This is a genomic window from Sedimentibacter sp., from assembly GCF_033447055.1.
Classification (GTDB): Bacteria; Bacillota; Clostridia; order Tissierellales; family Sedimentibacteraceae; genus Sedimentibacter.
The window spans coordinates 1-21,989 of the sequence record NZ_JAWQJF010000062.1 but is presented as its reverse complement, the minus strand read 5'-3'; the positions used below and the strand labels follow the sequence as shown (position 1 = coordinate 21,989).

22 protein-coding genes and 1 tRNA gene are annotated in these 21,989 nt (G+C 32.6%); 15 read left to right on the top strand and 8 right to left on the bottom strand.

Features of this window, described 5'->3' with window-relative positions; genetic code table 11:
- From SA378_RS04265 to SA378_RS04235, 7 genes are all read left to right on the top strand, one after another.
- A partial coding sequence (locus tag SA378_RS04265; protein WP_318524747.1) for a sigma-54 interaction domain-containing protein occupies window positions 1–948 on the top strand: 948 nt, incomplete at its 5' end.
- Window positions 949–1,191: 243 nt separating this feature from the next.
- Window positions 1,192–2,418, top strand: coding sequence for a diaminopropionate ammonia-lyase (gene dpaL / locus SA378_RS04260; protein WP_318524746.1), 1,227 nt, complete (start codon window positions 1,192–1,194; stop codon window positions 2,416–2,418).
- A 29-nt stretch (window positions 2,419–2,447) separates the two neighbouring features.
- Complete coding sequence (locus SA378_RS04255; RefSeq protein WP_318524745.1) at window positions 2,448–2,570, top strand: hypothetical protein; 123 nt, start codon at window positions 2,448–2,450, stop codon at window positions 2,568–2,570.
- Window positions 2,571–2,584: 14 nt separating this feature from the next.
- Window positions 2,585–3,799, top strand: a complete 1,215-nt coding sequence (locus SA378_RS04250; protein ID WP_318524744.1) for a YgeY family selenium metabolism-linked hydrolase — start codon at window positions 2,585–2,587, stop codon at window positions 3,797–3,799.
- A gap of 178 nt (window positions 3,800–3,977) precedes the next feature.
- Window positions 3,978–5,384 (top strand): YfcC family protein, encoded by a 1,407-nt coding sequence (locus SA378_RS04245; protein WP_318524743.1) that lies wholly within the window; start codon window positions 3,978–3,980, stop codon window positions 5,382–5,384.
- A 97-nt stretch (window positions 5,385–5,481) separates the two neighbouring features.
- Window positions 5,482–5,856: a RidA family protein gene (locus SA378_RS04240; RefSeq protein ID WP_318524742.1), complete on the top strand. Its 375-nt coding sequence runs from the start codon at window positions 5,482–5,484 to the stop codon at window positions 5,854–5,856.
- Window positions 5,857–6,356: 500 nt separating this feature from the next.
- On the top strand, window positions 6,357–8,753 hold the full coding sequence (locus tag SA378_RS04235; protein ID WP_318524741.1) for an ATP-binding protein: 2,397 nt from the start codon (window positions 6,357–6,359) through the stop codon (window positions 8,751–8,753).
- A 108-nt stretch (window positions 8,754–8,861) separates the two neighbouring features.
- On the opposite strand, the gene SA378_RS04230 is transcribed toward SA378_RS04235, so the two are convergent.
- A tRNA-Pro gene (locus SA378_RS04230) sits at window positions 8,862–8,939 on the bottom strand.
- A gap of 173 nt (window positions 8,940–9,112) precedes the next feature.
- On the opposite strand from SA378_RS04230, the gene SA378_RS04225 reads away from it, so the two are divergent.
- Both SA378_RS04225 and SA378_RS04220 read left to right on the top strand, forming a co-directional pair.
- On the top strand, window positions 9,113–9,487 hold the full coding sequence (locus SA378_RS04225; RefSeq protein ID WP_412178670.1) for a DUF1292 domain-containing protein: 375 nt from the start codon (window positions 9,113–9,115) through the stop codon (window positions 9,485–9,487).
- Window positions 9,488–9,621: 134 nt separating this feature from the next.
- The gene (locus SA378_RS04220) at window positions 9,622–10,362 is read left to right on the top strand and encodes a LysM domain-containing protein (RefSeq protein WP_318524740.1); all 741 of its coding nucleotides are present in this window, start codon (window positions 9,622–9,624) and stop codon (window positions 10,360–10,362) included.
- A 192-nt stretch (window positions 10,363–10,554) separates the two neighbouring features.
- On the opposite strand, the gene SA378_RS04215 is transcribed toward SA378_RS04220, so the two are convergent.
- From SA378_RS04215 to SA378_RS04205, 3 genes are all read right to left on the bottom strand, one after another.
- On the bottom strand, window positions 10,555–12,045 hold the full coding sequence (locus tag SA378_RS04215; protein ID WP_318524739.1) for an IMP dehydrogenase: 1,491 nt from the start codon (window positions 12,043–12,045) through the stop codon (window positions 10,555–10,557).
- A 131-nt stretch (window positions 12,046–12,176) separates the two neighbouring features.
- Complete coding sequence (locus SA378_RS04210) at window positions 12,177–12,359, bottom strand: twin-arginine translocase TatA/TatE family subunit (protein WP_318524738.1); 183 nt, start codon at window positions 12,357–12,359, stop codon at window positions 12,177–12,179.
- Window positions 12,360–12,361: 2 nt separating this feature from the next.
- Window positions 12,362–13,075: a C-GCAxxG-C-C family protein gene (locus SA378_RS04205; RefSeq protein WP_318524737.1), complete on the bottom strand. Its 714-nt coding sequence runs from the start codon at window positions 13,073–13,075 to the stop codon at window positions 12,362–12,364.
- A gap of 527 nt (window positions 13,076–13,602) precedes the next feature.
- On the opposite strand from SA378_RS04205, the gene SA378_RS04200 reads away from it, so the two are divergent.
- From SA378_RS04200 to SA378_RS04175, 6 genes are all read left to right on the top strand, one after another.
- The gene (locus SA378_RS04200; protein ID WP_318524736.1) at window positions 13,603–14,469 is read left to right on the top strand and encodes a pyridoxamine kinase; all 867 of its coding nucleotides are present in this window, start codon (window positions 13,603–13,605) and stop codon (window positions 14,467–14,469) included.
- A 364-nt stretch (window positions 14,470–14,833) separates the two neighbouring features.
- Window positions 14,834–15,577, top strand: coding sequence for a 3D domain-containing protein (locus tag SA378_RS04195; protein ID WP_318524735.1), 744 nt, complete (start codon window positions 14,834–14,836; stop codon window positions 15,575–15,577).
- A gap of 298 nt (window positions 15,578–15,875) precedes the next feature.
- A complete protein-coding gene (gene udk, locus SA378_RS04190; protein ID WP_318524734.1) occupies window positions 15,876–16,496 on the top strand; it encodes a uridine kinase in 621 nt (206 codons plus the stop codon).
- A gap of 26 nt (window positions 16,497–16,522) precedes the next feature.
- Entirely contained in the window at window positions 16,523–17,086 is a 564-nt protein-coding gene (gene rnmV / locus SA378_RS04185; protein WP_318524733.1) for a ribonuclease M5, read from the top strand.
- Window positions 17,086–17,955, top strand: a complete 870-nt coding sequence (gene rsmA / locus SA378_RS04180; protein WP_318524732.1) for a 16S rRNA (adenine(1518)-N(6)/adenine(1519)-N(6))-dimethyltransferase RsmA — start codon at window positions 17,086–17,088, stop codon at window positions 17,953–17,955. The genes rnmV and rsmA overlap by 1 nt, the downstream gene beginning before the upstream one ends.
- 219 nt (window positions 17,956–18,174) lie before the next feature.
- The gene (locus tag SA378_RS04175; protein ID WP_318524731.1) at window positions 18,175–18,999 is read left to right on the top strand and encodes an LCP family protein; all 825 of its coding nucleotides are present in this window, start codon (window positions 18,175–18,177) and stop codon (window positions 18,997–18,999) included.
- Between the two features lie 59 nt (window positions 19,000–19,058).
- Here the strand turns inward: SA378_RS04175 and SA378_RS04170 are convergent, their stop codons facing one another.
- The 4 genes from SA378_RS04170 to SA378_RS04155 all read right to left on the bottom strand — a co-directional run bounded on the left by SA378_RS04170 (window position 19,059) and on the right by SA378_RS04155 (window position 21,928).
- Window positions 19,059–19,280, bottom strand: a complete 222-nt coding sequence (locus tag SA378_RS04170; RefSeq protein ID WP_318524730.1) for a small, acid-soluble spore protein, alpha/beta type — start codon at window positions 19,278–19,280, stop codon at window positions 19,059–19,061.
- A gap of 138 nt (window positions 19,281–19,418) precedes the next feature.
- Complete coding sequence (locus SA378_RS04165; RefSeq protein ID WP_318524729.1) at window positions 19,419–19,730, bottom strand: hypothetical protein; 312 nt, start codon at window positions 19,728–19,730, stop codon at window positions 19,419–19,421.
- 91 nt (window positions 19,731–19,821) lie between these two features.
- Window positions 19,822–20,574, bottom strand: coding sequence for a 4Fe-4S dicluster domain-containing protein (locus SA378_RS04160; RefSeq protein WP_318524728.1), 753 nt, complete (start codon window positions 20,572–20,574; stop codon window positions 19,822–19,824).
- Window positions 20,564–21,928 (bottom strand): NADH-ubiquinone oxidoreductase-F iron-sulfur binding region domain-containing protein, encoded by a 1,365-nt coding sequence (locus SA378_RS04155; protein ID WP_318524727.1) that lies wholly within the window; start codon window positions 21,926–21,928, stop codon window positions 20,564–20,566. Before SA378_RS04155 ends, SA378_RS04160 begins: the two co-directional genes overlap by 11 nt.
- Between the last annotated feature and the right edge of the window lie 61 nt (window positions 21,929–21,989).

Sequence of the window (21,989 nt, the reverse complement as noted above, 5' to 3'; positions counted from 1 at the left end):
AATATTATTGGAAAAAGTAATGAGACTTTAAGTCTTATAAATAATATAAAAAAAGTAGCAAAATCAAACTCAACAGTTCTTATTACTGGTGAAAGCGGTACAGGTAAAGAAATGGTTGCAACCTCTATATGGAGAGAAAGTGATAGAAAAGATCAGAAATTTGTTGCTATTAATTGCGCTGCAATACCTGAATCTCTTTTGGAAAGTGAGTTATTTGGATATGTAAAAGGAGCTTTTAGCGGAGCAGATCCCAAGGGTAGAATAGGCAAGTTTCAATTAGCAAACCAAGGTATAATTTTTTTAGATGAAATCGGAGATATGCCTATCTATCTTCAAACGAAATTACTAAGAGTATTGCAAGAAAAGAATATTACCAGAATAGGTTCAAATCAAGTTATCCCTATTGATGTAAAAGTTATTGCAGCTACTAATATAGATTTAAAAGAAATGATGATAAAAAAGAAATTTAGAGAAGATCTATATTATAGACTAAATGTAATTCCCATTAATATTAAACCCTTAAGGGAAAGACCTGATGATATAGTAGAACTAGTAGAACATTTTATCAGTAAGTATACAAGGTTATTAAACAAAACATATAGTCATATTGATTTAAGTACGATGAATTTACTAAAAAATCATTATTGGAAAGGCAATGTTAGAGAACTAGAAAACACTATAGAATTCATGGTAAACATGATGGAGGCAGATGGTATCATTAATAATAGGACATTACCTGTTGATTTCTTTGAAGACATGTTAAGAGGAAACAACACTTATATTGAAAGTGCTGCAATTATTCCATTGAAAGAATTGGAAAAGAAGGAGATAAAAAAAGCAGCACAAGTATTTGGAGATAGTACAGAAGGTAAGAAGCTAGCTGCAAATTCTTTAGGAATTAGTTTAGCAACTTATTATAGACGATTAGAGGAGATACAAAGGAACTAAATTCTCAATATGATAAATCAATTTTAAAATTGAGAATAAATTTTGACGCTAATAATGATTTCATCATTAGCGCCTTTTTTATTCCTAATTTTTAGTTATTGGAATTTCAATATTTCGAAGGATAATTCATAAAAATTTTTCATGAATTAAAGACTTGGCACAGGAATTGCTGTTATTAATAGTATAATTGATATCAAAAAAAGATATTTAAATTACAATAGTATTTATTTAAGGAGGAGGCCAATGAAAAAAGCCTTTAAGATTATACATTTTGAAAGAAAAGGAGGAGAGAAATTTCCTTTGGATATACTTAACAAAAAGGTATCCAAAGAGGTAATGAGTTTCCATCAAAGTTTCCCTATGTACACTCAAACACCTTTGAGAGACATGAAAAATTTAGCAAAAGAACTAGGGTTAGGTGGAATTTATGTCAAGGATGAATCATATAGATTTGGACTTAACGCATTTAAAGTATTAGGTGGAAGCTTTGCAATAGGAAATTACCTGGCAAAAAAACTAAATAAGACAATAGATCAAATGCCTTATGAAAAACTAATATCAGAAGATATTAGAAAAGAGCTTGGAGATATGGTATTTGTTACTGCCACAGATGGAAATCATGGAAGAGGAGTTGCTTGGACAGCAAGACATTTAAAGCAAAAATCTGTTGTGCTTATGCCTAAGGGAAGCTCAGAAGAAAGACTTGAAAATATAAGAGCTGAAGGTGCCGAAGCATCAATTACTGAACTTAATTACGATGAAGCAGTTAGATTAGCTAATAAAATGGCTGAAGATAAAGGTTGGGTAATGGTTCAAGATACTGCTTGGGATGGATATGAGGACATACCTACATGGATAATTCAAGGATACAGTACCATGGGATATGAAGCATATGAGCAATTAATAGCTCTTGGCGAAGAAAGACCTACACATATTTTCTTACAGGCAGGAGTTGGTTCTATGGCTGCTGCAATCACAGGACTATATTCATCATTTTACGGTGAAAATAGACCAATAATAACCATTGTTGAGCCAAATAAAGCAGATTGTCTTTATAGAACTGCAGAAGCAAATGATGGACAACTAAGAATAGTAACAGGGGACATGGACACAATAATGGCAGGTTTAGCTTGTGGAGAACCTTGTACTATTGGTTGGGATATTCTTAAAGATTATGCAGATAACTTTATCTCATGCCCTGATTTTACTACTGCTGAAGGAATGAGAATTTTAGGAAATCCTCCACAAGGAGATGAAAAAGTAATATCTGGAGAAAGTGGAGCAGTTACATTAGGATGTGTTGCAGAAATAATGACGAATCCACATCTTAAAGATATTAAGGAAAAGCTTAACCTGGATGAGAATTCTAAGATATTATTCTTCAGTACTGAAGGGGACACTGATAAAGCAAGCTATCAAGATATTGTTTGGAACGGCAAGTATCCAAGCTATGAGAAGAAAGAATTATAAGAGGTGAAATTAATTCTGCTCTTGTTTATATGAAAGCTGATTTAGGTCTTGATGAAAAATCTGTTGTTTTGTGTTTTAGAACTGAAGGAGATATGGATAAGGGAAATTATAATAAAATTGTTTGGGATGGAAAATATCCAAGTGGTATGTAATAGAAAGGAGAAATATGAAAGTAAATTTTAATGAGATTCTTGCAAAAACAGAATCATACAAATCTGAGATGTTTAAATTTTTAAGAGATATAGTGGCAATCGAAAGTTTTGACGGAAAAGAAGGTGCAGTAGTTTTAAGAATTAAAGAAGAAATGGAAAAGGTGGGTTTTGACAAAGTAGTTATAGACCCTATGGGAAATATCTTAGGCTATGCTGGTACAGGGGAACATATAATTGCAATGGATGGTCATATTGATACAGTTACTTACGGAGATATAGAAAATTGGAAGTTTAATCCTTTTGAAGGTTACGAAGATGAAGAATGCATCGGTGGCCTTGGAAGTACTGACCAAAAGGGTGGTATGGCAAGCATGGTTTATGCTGTTAAAGTTTTAAAAGAAATGAACCTTCTTAATGAAGTTACGCTTGTTGTAGTAGGTAGCGTTCAGGAAGAAGATTGTGACGGACTTTGCTGGCAATATATTATTGAACAGGACGGATTAAAACCTGAATTCGCGATTCTTACAGAGCCTACAGATGGTAAAATCTGCAACGGGCAACGTGGCAGAATAGAAATAAGGGTTAAAACTCATGGTGTTAGTTGCCATGGCTCATCTCCTGAAAGAGGCGAAAATGCAGTTTATAAAATGGCGTCAATAATTAAAGATATAGAAACGCTCAACACCTGTTTTAAAGATGATGGTTTGTTAGGTAAAGGAAGTGTAACTATTTCTGAAATTTCTTCAACTTCACCTTCGAGATGTGCAGTTTCAGACAGCTGTTGGATTTCTCTTGACAGACGTATGAATAGCAAGGAAACAGCAGAGTCTTGTCTTGAAGAAATTAGAAATTTGCCATCGGTAAAGGTTGCTGGTGCAACAGTTGATATGTATAAATATGCTGAACCTTCATACACGGGACTTTTATATGAAACAGAAAAATTTTATCCAACATGGATCATTCCTGAAAATCATGAATTGTGCATACTTGCCAATAAGTGTCATGATAATCTTTTTGGTTCGAAAGCTGTGGTTAAACCTTGGATATTCTCGACAAATGGAGTATCTATAATGGGAAGACATGGTATTCCTTGTATAGGGTATGGTCCAGGACATGAAGATCAAGCTCACTTCCCTAATGAGAGAACATGGAAAAATGAACTTTTAAAAGCTTGTGCAATGTATGCTTCAATAGCCTCAACATATGTTGATGAGGTAGTAAACAAATAACATAATAACTTGTGTTTAATCATCAAGTAGAATAGTAATTAATTGAGTGATACCAGACAATATTTCATTATGTATTTTGCGCTTTAAGCTTAAGATATAGAACTTTTTGTAAAATGATGATTGACTGTTCAACATTTTACAAACGCATATATTTAATAAAATTAGAAGGAGAAAGATTATGCAAAAAACAGAAAAGAAAAAATTTAAAGTACCCCACATTTTCATTATACTCCTAAGTATTATATTTATTGTATCAGTATTGACTTATTTTATGCCAGCTGGAGAATTTTTAAGGGTGGAAGGTCCTGGTGGCAGAATGATGGTAGACCCTAACTCTTATCATGTGATTGATAGCAATCCAACTGGAATTATGGACTTTTTTACGGCAATTCCGCGAGGCTTTGTTGAGGCAGGTTGGGTTGTAGTACTTACCTTTTGCGTTGGTGGAGGATTTGTTGTTGTTAAAAAGACAATGGCAATTAACGGTGCTATTTCATGGCTTTCAAGAAAACTGGCAAAGAAGGGCATTATAATTATTCCTATTCTTATGATAACTTTTGCTACTATTGACTGTTTTATTGGTATGTGTGAACTTACAATGGTTTATGTTCCTATTATTCTTCCGTTGATGTTTGCTCTCGGATTTGACTCAATAACTGCAGCAGCGGTTGCACTTGTTGGCTCAGCAGTAGGTTTTTCAGCGGCACTTGCAAATCCGTTTACAGTTGGTATCGGACAAAAAATAGCAGGTTTACCGCTATATTCAGGATGGGAATATAGACTTGTAGTTTTGATTTCTATGGCTATTATAGGAATTTCTTTCGTAATGAACTATGCAAGAAAAGTAAGGGCAAACCCGCAAAGTAGCTGTATGTATGAACTTGATAAAGTTACTAAAGAGTTTGTTGGCGGGGGAGAAGAAACTCAAGTTGATCTTACATTAAGACAAAAACTAGCTGGCGTATCTTCAGTTATTCTTTTTGTAGTTATGGTTGTTGGCGTATTTAATTGGGGATGGGATATGCCAGAAATTGGTGCTATATTTATTATCATAGGTATTGTTGCAGGCATAATTTCAGGCATGAGCGGAAAAGAAATATGTGACGGTTTCTTAGAAGGCTGCCAGGATGTACTTCTTGGAGCATTAATTGTTGGTATTGCAAGAGGTGTTGGTGTTGTTATGGCAGATGCTAAGATTATTGATACAATTATTTACAATCTTTCATTGTTGATTCAGGGCTTGCCAGGCACAATTACATCTATTGGAATGCTTGTTGTGCAGACATTGCTTAATTTCCTTATTCCGTCAGGCAGCGGACAAACTGTTGTAACAATGCCTATAATGGCTCCTCTTTCAGACCTTGTTGGAGTTACACGCCAAACAGCTATTCTGGCTTTACAGTTCGGTGACGGATTCTCGAATATTTTCTATCCCGTATCTGGATATTTTATGGCAACCCTTGCCCTTGCTAGAGTACCATATGAAAAATGGATGAAAGTTATGCTTCCGCTGTTTGGACTTTTTACAGCTGCTTCAGCGGTATTCCTTGTTATTGCTCAAGTAATTCAATGGGGACCATTCTAGGGTAAAATTTACACTAAAATAAAATTAATAATCATGGTAACCTTGGGAAAAGACCTGGTAAAGTTCTCAGAAAAAGCAAAGGTATGGAGGTAAAGTAGTGAAGAAAGTTATTTTTACAGAAGAGGCTCCTGCAGCAATTGGACCATATTCTCAAGCTATAGAAGCAAATGGAATGGTTTATACTTCAGGACAGCTGCCTATAGATTATAAAACAGGATTAATGTCTGATGATGTTGAAGTTCAAACTGAACAATCTTTGAAAAACGTATTTGCAATACTTAAAGCAGCAGGTATAGATTCGGCAAATGTTATTAAGACTACTGTTTTTATCAAGGATATGAATGATTTCCCAAGAATTAACAAAGTGTATGAAACATTTTTCCAAGATGATTATCCGGCAAGGTCTTGCGTAGAAGTTGCCAGATTACCTAAGGATGCTTTGGTGGAAATTGAAGTAGTAGCTTATAAATAAACGGCCCTTAAATATATACAAATAGCAATCGAGTATTTGGATTGCTGTTTGTATTTTTATGTTTTGACTTGTGGGGGCCGGACCTTCTTGAGACAAACTGCAATTTGTCTCAAAAAGGTCCGGCCCCATCAATTAATAACTTAACTTTCTTACCCACATCAGGGATTTTGTATACAATCTCATAAACTTTTCTGGAGTAATTCCAATTTCTGCTTTATTTTTTCCTGTCTCTGTTGACAGCAACTCCATGAATTTTGCTCGTATAAAACAGGTTTTTATCAGTTCTTTATTCTCTATAACCTGAATATCCTTCAGTATTACTACATAAATCCATTTTCTTAGTTCACCAAACATGGGTTTATTTAAATATTGAACAATATAGAAATATATGGTAAAATGATTGCAATTGTACACTTGTGTTATATAAAGTATTTTTCAGGCAATAATTATTGCAAGTGTGAATTTAGTGCAAAAGATATATTAAAATAGGGGATAGGTTAATGAAATATATATTAAAAAATACTGTTACAAAGCCATCTTTATATAGTGAAAACGATATAGTTACTGATATATCTGGTGAATTCGTAACACTCTCCGGATATTCAAAGGAAGAGTTGACAGGAAAATCACTCGCAGAAGTAAGTTGTATGTTGAAATTAAATTCACAAATTTGCCTGGAAGATATAAAGGGTAAAAATAATTGCTTTATGTTTACTAAAGAAAATGAACCAAGAGAAGTTAACATCTCCTGCAAAATAATCCAATCTGAAAATGAAAAGAATTATTTCTTTAAGGAGAAGGTAAACCCAAGAGTCGAAAATAAAAATATGCATGCTTTAGGAGCAACATTAACTGATATTACAGAACTATATAATAAAGATATTGTTATTAAATATCAAAAAAACGAGTTGGAATCTATAATAGAAAATATGCCCGAAATGGTGTATGTAATAGATAGGGATTTAAATATAACAGCATCGAGCCGTAGTATAAGGGAATTTATTAATATTCCTGATAATTTTAATAGAAACAGCGATTTACATAAAAATTTAAGATATTATTATTCAGATGGCAATTTAATACCAAATGATGGTGCAATAGCAAGAAGGGTTTTTAGAGGCGAATATATAAATGATTTAAGAATTACTGCTCATAAAGATGAAAAGGTGTATTATTTAAGCTTTAATGGAAGTCCTATAAAAGATAAAGATGGCAATGTGGAAAAGGCTATAATTTCTGCTCGAAATATTACTGAACAAGTTGAAAAAGATAAGTTAATTAAAGAACAGAATGATATGTTGAATGCAATTATAGAAAATATTTCTGAGGTGTTGGTGATTATTGATAAAAACGGGCAATATGAAATGTCAAATAAAGTATTTAGAAATCTTTATTCAATAAGTGAGTCAGAGCCGATGAATCCAGAAATTTTTATGAAAAAGTTTAAATTATATGATGAGGACAGAAACATTATAACATTAGAAAACTTACCATCGCAGAGAATACTAAGGGGCGAGAAATTCTCACAATACAGAATAGATGTTGAAGGTAAAAATGGCTTCATATTTCATACAGAATCAAGCGGTACACCCATATATGACAGTAAAGGCAAATTTATAGCTGGTGTAGTGGTTACAAGAAATATTAATGACTGGTTAAAGAATGAAGAAAATAAATTAATGAAAGCTCAATATGATATGTTACGCAGAACAATAGAAAATCTTCAACTTAATTTTATATTGTTTAAATATCCGGATATTAAAATTGAATATATGAACAGAAAAGCTTTTAAATACTTAAGAGAATTTAATCAACAGCTTGAATCAATAGACTCCTGTATAGGAAAGAGCATATATGAAGCTTTTAATTATGATGTGAATGAAAAAATCGAAACAGATGCTAAGCTTAAAGAATTAATTAATAACAAGGTAAGTCACTTTACTTTTACTCGAAAATTGTATAAAGAAGGAAAGGAAAACTATGTTAAAGTTATGTTTCAGCCATTGTATAACCTTAAGAACGAGGTCAAGGAAGTAGCAATAATTGGAACTGATATAACTGAAGAAATCCTAGCTAAAAATAAAATAGAAGAAGCCTCTAAATTACAAGGAGAAATATTTATAAATGTATCACATGAACTTAAAACCCCATTGAATGTAATTTTTAGTTCAACTCAGCTGATGGAAATGTATATAAATAATGGATTTCATGAAGATAACAAAGAAAAGATTTTTAATAATATAAAGATAATAAAACAAAATTGTAACAGGTTTATAAGACTTATCAATAATATATTAGATACATCTAAAATAAAGTCTGGATTTTTGGAATTAAGTTTATCTAATGAAAATATAGTAGAGGTAGTAGAAAATATAGCACAATCAGTGTCAGAGTATATTAAAGCAAAAGGAATAAATATTAATTTTGATACTAATACTGAAGAAAAGTATATTGCTTGTGATGCTAACAAAATCGAAAGAATTATGCTTAACCTGATTTCAAATGCAGTGAAGTTTTCTAATAAGGGAAATAATATAAATATTAACGTATTAGATAAAAATGATGTTGTAGAAATATCTGTAAGAGATACAGGAATAGGAATTGATAAAAAAGATCTTGACAGTATCTTTAATATATATTATCAAGTAGACAGGTCTCTTTCACGCAATGCAGAGGGCACTGGAATTGGGCTTAGCTTAGTAAAATCCTTTGTTGAAATACATGATGGTAAAATAAGTGTTGAAAGTGAAGTCGGTAAGGGTACAATATTTAAAATAGAGTTGCCATCAAAAACAATAAAAGAAGATGAGGTAGCTATAACAACAGATACAATAAAGCCTTTAAATGACAAAATTGAAATGATAAATGTCGAGTTTTCTGATATTTATTTAAAATAATTTGACGAAGAATTTAGTGCAGTAGATAAGACAAGTAAAAAAATGGCGTCAAACTAGGTTGATAATAAAAAAAGAGCTTCGGCAATTGCCGAAACCCTGTATTTTCAATGGTCGGGATGAGAAGATTCGAACTTCCGACCCCAAGTCCCCCAGACTTGTACGCTAACCAAGCTGCGCTACATCCCGATCTAATAAATAAATTATAATCTATAAAAATAATTTCGTAAAGTATAAAATAAAATAATTTAAAAATTATAATAAAAACAAAATTCGTCTTGCATTTTAAAAGTTATTCTGTTAAAGTCTAAATATCCATGAATAAAATGTGGATAAAATATAATATAAGGATGTATAAAAAGATGAGTGAAGATAAAGAATTATTTGGTTGCGATTGTGATGATGATTGTGATTGTGGCTGTGATGACCATGACGAAGAAATTATGACAATTACACTTGAAGATGGAACTGAAGTAGAATGTGCTATTATTTCCATTTTCCCAGTACTAGGCAAAGATTACATAGCTTTGTTGCCAATAGAAAACCAAGATGATGGAGAAGTGTTCCTATATGGTTTTGATGAACATGAAGATGGAAGCTTTGAACTTTTAAGTATTGAATCAGATGATGAATATGAAGAAGTAACAAAGGCTTTTGATGAAATTCTTGATGAAGCTGAACTTGATGAATTGCTTGACGAAGATGACGAAGAAGAAATAGACGAAGAAGATAAATAATAAATAGACAGTTTGTTGTGTCGAAATCCACCTTTATGTGAGGTGGATTTTATTTTTCCTTCTTTTAACAAATACTTATTTTGATGCATATTATGAATTGTGTAATGCAATACAGTAGAGATAGGAGAATTTTTATGAAAAGATATATTGTTAAACCTTATGATACATTGCTTAGTATTGCTCATAGGTTTGGAGTTACATATGCACAACTTTTGGCTGCAAACCCTCGAGTACTGCAGAGTAATCATATCACAGTTGGACAGATAATGGCTATACCATGCGAACCATTACCAATTGCGCCTGTACAGTTAGAAGTGATAATGTCAAATGCTGAGGGTATTATAGAAGATATTAATAATCAAGATTGGGATAATGCTGGTGATAAAGTATCTTTGATAATAAGCAATTTTGCAGAATTAGAACCGATGATTCAATCAATTCCACCAAACTTAATATATAATCTTAATAGTGCGATAATTAATTTGGCAAAAGAAGTTGCTTCACAAAATAAATATGAATCTAAAGTACAGGCTAATATCATTACTCTCTACATTTCATATATGCTTGATTATTTTAATATGGAAATACCTCCATGCATTTATAGATTAAAATATTCAGGAAGAAAAATAATTTTAAATGTAGAGAATAATAATTGGAGTTCTGCAGATGATGATTTTGATTTTGTAAATGTGGTATGGAAGAATTTTCAAAAAATGCTGCCAATTGGGAATGACATGAATATAATTGAGTTTAACCAGATAGTAAACTCATTAGGACAATCCATTAAAAATAGGGATGCTGCTGAGACAATTAAAATGGCTAATGATATGATTGGTAAAATTGTTGCATTGGAAGAAATTTTTAGAGAGAATTAAATTTATCTTATTTATATCACCATAATAGAATTACGCTTGATTTTAATCTAAATTCATTGCAGTTTTTATAATAAAAACCCACAATCTCTATATTTTCTTAAGAGATTATGGGTTTGTTTTATATTTTTATAAAATTTACAACTAAAACAAACAATCTAATACTATGTAATAATATTATTGAAATTAATAAGACTATTGATTTTTCAAAATTACATCGTGTGCTGAACCTTCATTTATACTTGTTGCTGAAACTAGAGAAAGTTTCACGTTTTGTTGAAGTTCTTTTATTGATTTTGCACCGCAGTTGCACATTGTTGATTTTATTTTGTGAAGAGTGGCACCAAGACCATCATCAAGTTTACCGGCATATGGAACGTAAGAATCAACGCCTTCTTCAAATTGAAGACCAGCTTTTCCTCCCAAGTCGTATCTAGCCCAGTTTCTTGCTCTGTTAGAGCCTTCACCCCAATACTCTTTTACATATCCGTTACCGTACTTTATTTTAGAAGTAGGACTTTCATCAAAACCTGCAAAATATCTTCCTAACATTACGAAATCTGCCCCCATTGCCAATGCCAATGTTACATGGTAATCAAGAACAATTCCCCCGTCAGAACATATTGGAACATATACTCCGGTTTTTTCAAAATATGCATCTCTTGCTGCGGCAACATCTAAAACGGCTGAAGCCTGGCCTCTTCCTATACCTTTTTGCTCTCTGGTTATGCAAATGGATCCTCCGCCTATACCTATTTTTATGAAGTCAGCACCTGCATCTGCCAAATAGTTAAATCCTTCTTGTTCAACTACGTTCCCAGCTCCGACTTTTACGTTATTTCCGTAAGTTTTTTTAATCCATTTTATTGTATCTGATTGCCATTCACTAAATCCTTCAGAAGAGTCTATGCATACAATATCTACTCCTGCTTCTACTAATGCAGGGACTCTTTCTTTATAGTCTCTGGAATTAATGCCAGCACCTACTATATATCTTTTTTGACTGTCCAAAAGTGAACGTGGATTTTCTTTGTCGTCAGAATAGTCTTTTCTAAAAACCATATATACTAAATTAAAATCTTTATCAACTATTGGCAAAGAGTTTAATTTGTGTTCCCAAATAACATTGTTTGCTTCTGTAAGTGAAACTCCTTCATATTCAACAATAAGAGACTCAGCAGGAGTCATAAACTCTTTAACTTTTTTATCAAGTGGATCTCTTGTTGTTCTGTAATCTCTGCTTGTTACTATTCCTAATAATTTTCCGGAAGATGTTCCATCATCAGTTATTGCCATTGTTGAATGTCCTTTTATTTCCTTAAGACTTAAAACATCCTGTAGTGTGTGTTCTGGCGTAAGATTTGAATCACTTATAACAAATCCTGCTTTATAATTTTTCACTTTACGAACCATTTCTGCTTCGCTTTCAATTGATTGTGATCCATATATAAATGATATTCCGCCATTTTTTGCTAAGGCAATAGCCATATTGTTATCTGAAACAGACTGCATGATAGCTGATGAAAAAGGTATGTTAAGTTTTAAATCGGGTTCTTCTCCCTTTTTAAATCTACAAATTGGTGTGCTTAAATCCACATTATCGATAATACATTCTTTTGTAGTTAGATTTGGTAAAAGTAAATATTCTCCAAACGTTCTGGACGGCTCGGTGATAATTCTTGCCATTTTTATATCTCCTTTTCATTTGTATTAATATTAATTTGTTAAATTTTATTAGAATTATTCTTGATAGATTATCATAACATACAATTATTGTCAACATAAAAAAACCGTGCTTTGCGCACGGTCTGATTGATTTATGATTTTGATTCATTCTTTATTTCTGTATTTAAATCTTGTGTTACTTTATTTGCGTGAGATTTGAATTCGCCTAAAGCAGAACCAAGGGACTTTCCTATTTCAGGCAATTTAGAAGGCCCAAATATTACAAGGGCTATGCCTAATATTAAAACTAGTTCTGTTGCTCCTATTCTTCCCATCTTTATACTCCAAAGTATTTATTTACAAGTTCTACTGTTTTTCCTGCACAATCAGCAGCAACACCGGCACATCTTGCTTTTCTTTTTGGATCTGCCATTTCAAGTCCTGTTTTTGAAATGAATGGACCAACTGAATCTGCACAGTTAACAGATCCTGAAATGACTGTTTCGCTCTTTACTTCAGGCTGATATATTGGAAGTGCACTTTCTTTGTAAAAAGTGAATAACTCAGCTACCATAGCCGGTGCATCTGCAGAAGGAACCACAAGACTTATGAAACGAGCACAACCTGCCAATGAACCGCATAGAGATGCAGCTCCAAATCCACCGGCACCAATCTTAAAAGCTTCCATAGGTATTTGATTGAATGGGTATCCTGCATTATCCGCAAGTTGTCCAATTAATGCATCAGCTGTTGCTACGCAACATCCACCTTTGTTGAAGAAAGATGCATAAGCTCTCTCCTGTGTTGTTGCAACATCTAATTTTTGATAAGGAAACGGAAATGCTGGTGCATCCTTACTTGCTTCCTTATATTCATAGTTTAAAACTTCTTTTGAAGGAATTTCAACTGATGCTGGTTCCTGTGGTGCTGGTTGTGAACATGCAGCTAAAATTGACGGTACTACGCCGACAATAGCTATTCCTGCTGTAGCTTTACCAGCAGTCTTTAACATGTCTCTTCTTGAATAAACTTTTTCTAAATTTTCTCCCATTTTTTATGTCTCCTAATTTATTTTCTAACGACTTTGTAAAAGTCGCAGTTAACTTATGCTTATTTTGAAAAAATATTAACATTAAAAAGGATGACTTCATAACTATATAGATAATTGTTTTCAATATTTATATATGATAATCATTGTTAAAAAAAAAATAACTTATGTGAATTATACAGTTGTTTCTGAAAAAAGTCAATAATTTAGGCTATGAATTAAAGTTATAGAAACATTGCTTATAATAACAATTTGTTTTAAATTAACAAAAGAATGCAAAGAATCAGCTTTTACTGTACGTCAATCTTCAATAATGATAAATTATTAACATTTATAAAACTAGTTTTAATAGATTTAAATTGATAATATGTATATATAGTGTAAAAAATACATAAAAAATTATTAATTATGAGTTTTTGTTCTAATATTAACTGTTACCTTAAATTACAGTAAATCTGTACCTTTTTAAAGTAATAGAATAAGTCTATATTTATATTGATAGCATATAAATAAATAGTGAGGTATACATTATGAAAAATGTTCCTAAAATTGCAGCTATACATGATATGTCGGGCATGGGAAGATGTTCGATGACTGTTATAATGCCTGTTTTATCTGCTTTGGGATGTCAGGTTTGTCCTTTGCCTACTGCTTTGTTAAGCAATCATTCGAAATTTGAAAATTTTTATTTTTTTGATTTCACGGAGCATATGGAAGAATATTATTTAAATTGGGAAAAAAATAATGCTGAATTTGACTGTGTGTACAGTGGTTTCATAGGTTCGGAAAAACAAATTGATATATTGATAGAAATAATAAATAAAATTAAGGCAAAAAGAGATGCTTTAGTGGTTGTTGATCCTGTCATGGGAGACGATGGCATAACGTACAAAACTTATACAGATAAAATGGTTGAAAAAATGAGCCGGCTTGTTAATAAGGCAGACATAATTACTCCCAATATGACTGAAGTAAGTATACTCCTTGGTGAAAAATATTCTAACGAAAATATTAGCACGGAAATTCTTAAATTATATCTTAATAAACTGTGCAGCTTGGGACCGGATATAGCTGTTATTACCGGGGTTACAACAGAAGATGGTGAAAATATAAATGCTTGTTATGATAAGAAAAACAATGAATATTGGAAGATACCATTTCAATTAGTCGGCAAAAGATATCCGGGTACAGGAGATTTGTTCACTTCACTTTTTGTTGGATATTTAATGAAAGGTAAAGAACTTCCTAAAGCAATCGAAGAAGCATCAAGATTTGTCTCTTTGGCTGTAAAAGAAACTTTTGAAGCGGGAACTCCCTGTCTTGAAGGTGTTATGTTTGAAAAAATAATGAAAGAACTTTACACTGAAATCGAAAATTATAATTATACAAAAATATAAAATTTAATCAAAAATAAAGCAGCTGCTATACAGCTGCTTTATTTTTATAATTTTGGAATATTATATAAAAAACTGTAAATAATAATGATAATTTACTGAAAATTTACTTTTTTTCAGTACTTAGGTGCCTGTGCAATGGGCAAAAATTTGATCAAAATGTCAAAAAAATAAAAAATAGCTTGCCAAAAAATCATTTATGGTATACAATACCACTTGTTCAAAAAATATGGGATTTTAAAAAGGGATTGCCAATAATGTGTAAATCTATACTTATGCAAAAAGTAAACTTTCGCGTAAAGATTCATACCTTTAATTGACAACGGTAGTAGTCAATTTTCGGATATTAATAAAGGTTGGTGGTAAAATGAAAAAAGAAAAAATATACCCATTTATTATTGCAACAGTTTTGATAATGAGCTTTATCGTAACTAATCATAATAATGCAGGAGACTCTAAGTATGTTGCATTTGCGGGTACCTCTTTAAAAGAGGAATCTAATGATGTAATGTCTCCATTCATAGAATTAAAGTATGATATTGACAGAAGCGTCGTAGAACATGAGACAAAAATATTATATAATGACGAAAAGTATGTTGACTACAAAAATGTAGTCCAAGAAGGATCTGATGGAATGAAAAAATCCATATACCAGGAATTGTATGTGGATAGAAAATTTATTTCCAAATCCTTAGAAGAAGAAAGTGTTTATATTGATCCTGTGGAAGAAATAATTGAAGTAGGAACAAGGGAATATGAAGTTGCAACATCAAGAGGCGGTTTCCGATTCGAAGAGGAAGTTGAAATGATCGCTACGGCTTATGATTTATCATATGAAAGCTGCGGCAAATATCCCGGTGATCCCCAATATGGAATAACAGCATCTGGTACAAAAGCTCAGCCAGGTACAGTTGCAGTAGACCCAAGTGTAATACCTCTTGGAACGAAACTTTACATAGCTTCCACAGATGGCAGTCCTGACTATGGTTTCGCAACAGCTCTAGATACCGGAGGAGCAATCAAGGGTTACAGAATAGACTTATTTATGGAAGACGGCACAGACGCTCTGAACTTTGGAGTAAGACAAGTAAAAGTCTATGTATTAGAGTAATATTAATAAGAAACAAAAATAAAAAATTGTTTAAGGGTAATTTTGGACTATTGACAAACCCTATTCGTGTCATCCTGAACGCAGTGAAGGATCTCTTGAAGTATTGAAAAGATGAGATTCTTCGGCTTTGCCTCAGAATGACAAGATTAGAAAGCTATTTTGTCATCAAACTGAGATTGCTTTAGAACAATTTTTTATTTTGCATGTATTTTAAATATTAATATATGCAAAATATAAAAAATGGTGTATATTGTAATAGAATAATTATAATCAAGCCACAAGGAGCAAATAATTTATTATGAAAAAACCTTTATTTATAGGAATATCTGGAGGAAGCGGTTCGGGAAAAACCACAATAGTAAACAAAATATATTCTGAAGTTCCTGAAAAAAGTATAGCAATTATAGAACATGATGCTTATTATAAAGATCAAAGTTCCATATCATATGATCAAAGGTGCAAGACGAATTATGATCATCCGTTTGCTTTTGACACAGACTTATTTGTGGAACACATTAAAGAACTGAAAAATGGAAACACGATAAAAAAGCCTATATATGATTATGGAATACACAACAGAAAAAAGGAAACAATTGTAGTGCAGCCAAAGGAAATAATCATTGTAGAAGGTCTTCTGGTATTTTACGAGGAAAGAATAAGAGAATTGTTAGATATTAAAATATATGTTGATACGGATGCAGATATTAGAATTTTAAGAAGAATAGTTAGGGATATGAATGAAAGGTCAAGAAGCCTCGATTCAGTTATTAACCAATATATGAGCACTGTTCGTCCGGCTCATGAACAATTTATTGAACCAAGCAAAAAATATGCAGATATTATCGTGACAGAAGGCGGAAATAATTTAGTAGCTATAGATTTAATGGTTACTAAAATTAAATCATTGCTTAATAATTGATGAGCTGTTAAGAAAGAGGAGATATTTTGATTAAAGAAATAATAGTCGTGGAAGGCAAATCTGATATTTCGGCAGTTAAGAAAGCTGTAGATGCGCAGGTTATTGCTACCAGCGGCCTCGGTATAAATGAAAAAATAATAAGCGTAATAAAAAAAGCATCAAAAAACAGGGGAATAATTATATTGACTGACCCTGATTACCCGGGGAAAAAAATCAGAAATATATTGTCTTCAGAAATAGAAAATTGCAAACATGCATTTATTCCAAGAGACAAGGCAAATAAAAACGGAAATATTGGTGTTGAAAATGCATGTTCTGAAGAAATAATAGAAGCATTAAAAAATGCAAGAGCTGAAATAGCAGAAAACAGGCAGGAATTTTCAAATAAAGATATGGTGTATTATGAACTCATTGGAAATGACAATGCTTCTAAAAGAAGGGGCTTGATTGGTGATGAGCTGGGAATTGGATACTGCAGTGCCAAACAATTTTTAAAAAGACTAAACACTTTTGGAATAACCAGAGATGAATTGGAAGCAGCAATTATAACTGTAGAAAATTTTAAGAACGACAAGGAAACGGATAAATAATGGATGAAAAAAAGCTGTATTCACCTAAGGTGATGAAGGATATACTTGATAAATACGGTTTCAAGTTTAGCAAAAATCTGGGCCAGAATTTTCTTATAGATGGAAACATCATAAACAATATAGCTGATACTGCAGAATTAGATGAAAATTCAGGAGTAATAGAAATAGGACCTGGATTTGGAACATTAACTCAGGTATTATGCAAAAAAGCAAAGAAAGTTGTAGCTATTGAAGTTGATAAGAGCCTGGAAAATGTACATAAAGAAACATTGAACTACGACAATATTAAAATAATATATGAAGATTTTATGAAAGTTGATGTGGATAAGCTCATTGAAGAGGAATTTCAAGGTATGGATGTTAAAGTTGTTGCTAATATTCCATATTACATAACTACGCCAATTATCATGAAAATATTAGAAGAAAGATATAAAATTTCAAAAATTGTTGTAATGGTTCAAAAAGAAGTAGCACAAAGGCTTAACTCAAAGCCCGGCAGCAAGGAGTATGGTGCCATTACTCTTGCAGTACAGTACAGGGCAGATACTGATATTGCCATGATAGTTCCAAACACAGTATTCATGCCAAGACCAAAAGTCGATTCTGCAGTGATAGAATTCAATATACTTAAAAAACCAAGAATTGAAGTAATAGATGAGAAAATGCTTTTTGCTGTAATTAAAGCATCGTTTGGACAAAGAAGAAAAACAATTCTTAACGGACTAAGCAACAATTTGAAATTGTCCAAGGATTTAGTTAAAGAAGTTCTTGAAAGAGCCGGAATTAATCCTGGCATAAGAGGTGAAACATTGTCTCTTCAGGAATTTGGCATAATCTCAGATGAAATGAGCAAATCTTTAAATATTTAAATTTAAAATTTGAATTTATGACGCAATCGGAGTATTCCGGTTATACCATGTTATCTTTATAAAATATTAAGATTTAAAATCTTTACAAAAATTTTTTTTGTGATATTATATATCAGTGGTATGAAGATAATATTGGAGGAAGACAAATTGAAACATTTTTTTAAAGTGTTTTTTACTTCACTCATTTGTTTTACGTTGATAATAACAGGTGGATTTTTTTTGCTGAATGGTATGCACTACAGCGGGAATGCAGATGCCACAGATATTTTCAATATAATTGGTAATAATGAGAATGAAAGAATAAACGTACTTTTGCTGGGTTTGGAGCATGAACGTTCTGATACAATAATGGTTGCAACCTATAATACTAAAACTAAGACAGTAGATGTTATATCAATTCCAAGGGATACATATATTGATAGAGATGGTTTTGTAAATAGCGCAAACAATAAAATAAATTCTGTTTATACAGTAAAAGGTATTGAAGGACTAGAAGAAATCTTACTTAACATAACAGGAATGAGCATAGATAAATATGTAACTATAGACTATGATGGGGTGAGGGCAGCTGTTGATTCTGTAGGCGGCGTTGAAGTGGATGTTCCTTTTCATATGAGATATACAGACCCATATTCTGATCCGCCATTAGATATAAATATACCTGCAGGAAAACAAATTATATATGGCGAAAATGCCATGGAATTTCTAAGATTCAGAAAAACAAATTATGCAGGATATTCCGGTTATTCAGAAGGAGACTTAGGAAGAATTGAAGCACAACAGGGATTTGTTAAATCTGCTGTAAAAAAAGCATTAAGCTTTAGATTGCCAAAAGTTGTAAGTGAAGTATTTCCGTATGTCAATACTAATTTTTCGTTATCAGAAGCAACATCATTGGCTGTTGGAAGTGTTGGATTATCAGCTGAGAGCATAAATTTTCACGTTTTGCCGGGAGAACCGCAAACTATCAATGGAATTTCGTTTTATGTAATGAATCTGGTTGAAACTAAAGATCTTGTTTATGATATTTTAGATATACAATAAATGTTACTATAAAAAAACGCCTTGTGGGCGTTTTTTTATAGTAATTGCAACATTAAAAATTAATAGATGTTTTTGCCAGATGGTGATGCATCACTATTTACCAGCATTTTTTCACCCATGCGCACCATTTCTCTGACACTTAATCCGTTCACTATAGCAGGATACATATTCGATGTCATACCATTCGATGTCGGAATTCCCAAATCTTGAGATATTTCCATTTTTAAATTATTAATAGCCTGCTGTGCTTCCGGAACAACTAATTTATTTTTGCTACTCATACTATACAGCTCCTTTCATTCGAGCTATATAAGTATTATTGTCTTTATTGAATAAATTAAACTGATAATTACTTCAAAAAAATATAATATTTTCAAAATTAATGAGCAGTTTCCTGCTCATTAAAATTCAGAATTTCACTATCTTGGAACTGTTGTTGGTGTTGTAAGATCATCCCACAACCATTCGCAACGGTCTTGTCTGCATCTTCCGCCAGTTCCTAAAATATTGTCACAACGTCTTCCGCCAGTTCCTAAAACTTCTCCACAGCATATGCCTCCGGTGCCTAAAACTCTTCCACAGCATATGCATCCTGTTCCTTGTACACCTTCGCATTGTCCTGTTCCGTTAATGCATCCGGGACCTCTAAGAGCTATTCTCTGAATGTGGGAATTATCTAATACAATGTCGTTTCTTCTTTTTTTGCATCTATTAAATCTAATGCAACACATAATAACACCTTATTTGATTAAATTTGAGCCAAGCTCATTAATATCATATTCGCTGGTTAATAAAGTGTTACAGCCTGTTTAACAAATTTAACTAATAGTAGTTTTCGAATGATTCTTTAAACTTTTCGCTGATTATTTTTTTCTTGCACGTTTCACATATATGTTTGTCGCTTATTTCTCCAAGTTTTGAATCAATAAATTCAATAGCTTCTTTAGTTGTGTAATATTTTCCGCAAACGGAGCACTCAACCAAATGAAATTCTTTGTTCCAAATAGTTCTTATACCATCTTTATCAATTAAGCTTATTGCTTTGGTAGGGCAAACTTCAGCACATGCACCACAGCCTATACAGTCTTTTGAAGGATCATCATATGGTGTGGATACTCTCTTTGAAGTTCCTCTGTTAACAAAAGATATTGCAGAAGTTCCCATTTTTTCACAAGCTTTCACACAAAGACCGCATAATATACAATTTTCATTGTTATTTAAATCTACATACCTACTTGGTGCTGTTATTCCATATTCTGATGCTAAATTTTTAATATACTCATTGTTTGGTGTCTTCATCAAAAGTAGCAAGATAATATCTTTTCTCATTTTGATAATTTTATCGGAGTTTGTAACAACCTCAAGTCCATCTTTAATAGGGTAGACGCATGATGAAACAACCTTTGTTTTTTTGCCTTCCTTTACTTCAACAATACAAAGTCTGCAACGACCTTGCCCTTCAAAACCATTTTTGTGACAAAGGCTAGGAATTTCAATATTATTTCTTTTTGCTAAATCCAACAACGTTTCACCTTGAATTCCTTCGTAATAACAATCGTTAATTTTAACTTTCAATGACAGCACCTCCAATCTTGACTGCTCCTGTAGGGCATACACTGTAACAAGTGCCGCATTTTATACATTTTTTCATATCCAACACATGAGGTTCTTTTGCATTTCCTGAAATAGCCTGAACAGGACATTTTTTTGCACAAAGGCCGCAACCAATGCACATATCTTTATCTATGGAATACGAAGTAAGATTTTTGCATACACCTGCAGTGCACTTTTTATTTACAATATGGTCAATGTATTCATTTCTGAAATATTTTAGAGTTGTCATAACAGGGTTAGGTGCTGTTTTCCCCAAACCGCATAGAGATGCTTCTTTTATGGTTTCACTCAATTGTTCAAGCAAATCCAAATCTTCCATTTTTCCATTGCCAAGTGTTATGTTATTGAGAATTTTAAGCATGGTGCCTATTCCTTCTCTGCATGTTGTACATTTGCCGCAGGATTCTTCAGAAAGAAATTCCATATAGTATCTGGCTAACTCTACCATGCAGGTTGTGTCATCCATTACTATTACGCCTCCAGAACCCATCATAGAGCCTATGTTGTTTAAAGAATCAAAGTCAAGGGAAACATCAAGATGTTCTTTTGGAATACATCCTCCTGAAGGTCCGCCTGTCTGTACTGCCTTGAAAGGTCTGTCTTTAATTATTCCACCACCTATATCGAAAACAAGTTCTCTTAGAGTTGTTCCCATTGGGATTTCTACCAGACCTGTGTTTTTTACTTTTCCAACCAATGAAAAAACTTTTGTGCCTGAATTTTTTTCTATGCCTATACTTTTGAACCAATCTGCGCCATTAGTTATAATAGGAGGAATATTCGCCCATGTTTCAACATTGTTCAAAACTGTTGGCTTATCCCAGAGACCTTTTTCAACGCTTCTTATATACTTAGCTCTTGGTTCTCCTACATTTCCTTCTATGGATGCCATTAAGGCGCTAGATTCTCCACATACAAATGCGCCTCCGCCGCGAACTATTTCCAAGTCGAAATCAAAATTGCTGTTAAGTATATTATTACCTAAATAGCCATGTTTGCGAGCACTTTCGATGGCTATTTGCATATTTTTTCTTGCAAGCTGGTATTCATCTCTTATATAAAGAAAACCTTTGTGGGAATTAATTGCATAAGCGCATATTATCATTCCTTCAATAACTGTATTTGGATCACCTTCCATTACACTTCTGTCCATAAAAGCGCCGGGGTCACCTTCATCACCGTTACATACCACATATTTAGGAGTGCTTTCAAATTTAAAACAAGTTCGCCATTTGCTGCCGGTAGGAAATCCTGCACCGCCTCTTCCCCTAAGTCCGGATGATTCGATTTCTGTTATAACTTCGTCGGGATTCATCGTAAACAAAACCTTTTTAAGGGCTTCATATCCATTTCTTTCTTCATAATCTTAAATGCTT

Excerpts from the sequence above, each read along its gene's own strand:
- dpaL (WP_318524746.1), top strand. The coding sequence starts at position 1,192 with ATGAAAAAAGCCTTTAAGATTATACATTTTGAAAGAAAAGGAGGAGAG.
- SA378_RS04255 (WP_318524745.1), top strand. The coding sequence starts at position 2,448 with ATGAAAGCTGATTTAGGTCTTGATGAAAAATCTGTTGTTTTGTGTTTT.
- SA378_RS04250 (WP_318524744.1), top strand. The coding sequence starts at position 2,585 with ATGAAAGTAAATTTTAATGAGATTCTTGCAAAAACAGAATCATACAAA.
- SA378_RS04245 (WP_318524743.1), top strand. The coding sequence starts at position 3,978 with ATGCAAAAAACAGAAAAGAAAAAATTTAAAGTACCCCACATTTTCATT.
- SA378_RS04235 (WP_318524741.1), top strand. The coding sequence starts at position 6,357 with ATGAAATATATATTAAAAAATACTGTTACAAAGCCATCTTTATATAGT.
- SA378_RS04225 (WP_412178670.1), top strand. The coding sequence starts at position 9,113 with ATGAGTGAAGATAAAGAATTATTTGGTTGCGATTGTGATGATGATTGT.
- SA378_RS04220 (WP_318524740.1), top strand. The coding sequence starts at position 9,622 with ATGAAAAGATATATTGTTAAACCTTATGATACATTGCTTAGTATTGCT.
- SA378_RS04215 (WP_318524739.1), bottom strand. The coding sequence starts at position 12,045 with ATGGCAAGAATTATCACCGAGCCGTCCAGAACGTTTGGAGAATATTTA.
- SA378_RS04210 (WP_318524738.1), bottom strand. The coding sequence starts at position 12,359 with ATGGGAAGAATAGGAGCAACAGAACTAGTTTTAATATTAGGCATAGCC.
- SA378_RS04205 (WP_318524737.1), bottom strand. The coding sequence starts at position 13,075 with ATGGGAGAAAATTTAGAAAAAGTTTATTCAAGAAGAGACATGTTAAAG.
- SA378_RS04200 (WP_318524736.1), top strand. The coding sequence starts at position 13,603 with ATGAAAAATGTTCCTAAAATTGCAGCTATACATGATATGTCGGGCATG.
- SA378_RS04195 (WP_318524735.1), top strand. The coding sequence starts at position 14,834 with ATGAAAAAAGAAAAAATATACCCATTTATTATTGCAACAGTTTTGATA.
- udk (WP_318524734.1), top strand. The coding sequence starts at position 15,876 with ATGAAAAAACCTTTATTTATAGGAATATCTGGAGGAAGCGGTTCGGGA.
- rsmA (WP_318524732.1), top strand. The coding sequence starts at position 17,086 with ATGGATGAAAAAAAGCTGTATTCACCTAAGGTGATGAAGGATATACTT.
- SA378_RS04170 (WP_318524730.1), bottom strand. The coding sequence starts at position 19,280 with ATGAGTAGCAAAAATAAATTAGTTGTTCCGGAAGCACAGCAGGCTATT.
- SA378_RS04165 (WP_318524729.1), bottom strand. The coding sequence starts at position 19,730 with ATGTGTTGCATTAGATTTAATAGATGCAAAAAAAGAAGAAACGACATT.
- SA378_RS04155 (WP_318524727.1), bottom strand. The coding sequence starts at position 21,928 with ATGAATCCCGACGAAGTTATAACAGAAATCGAATCATCCGGACTTAGG.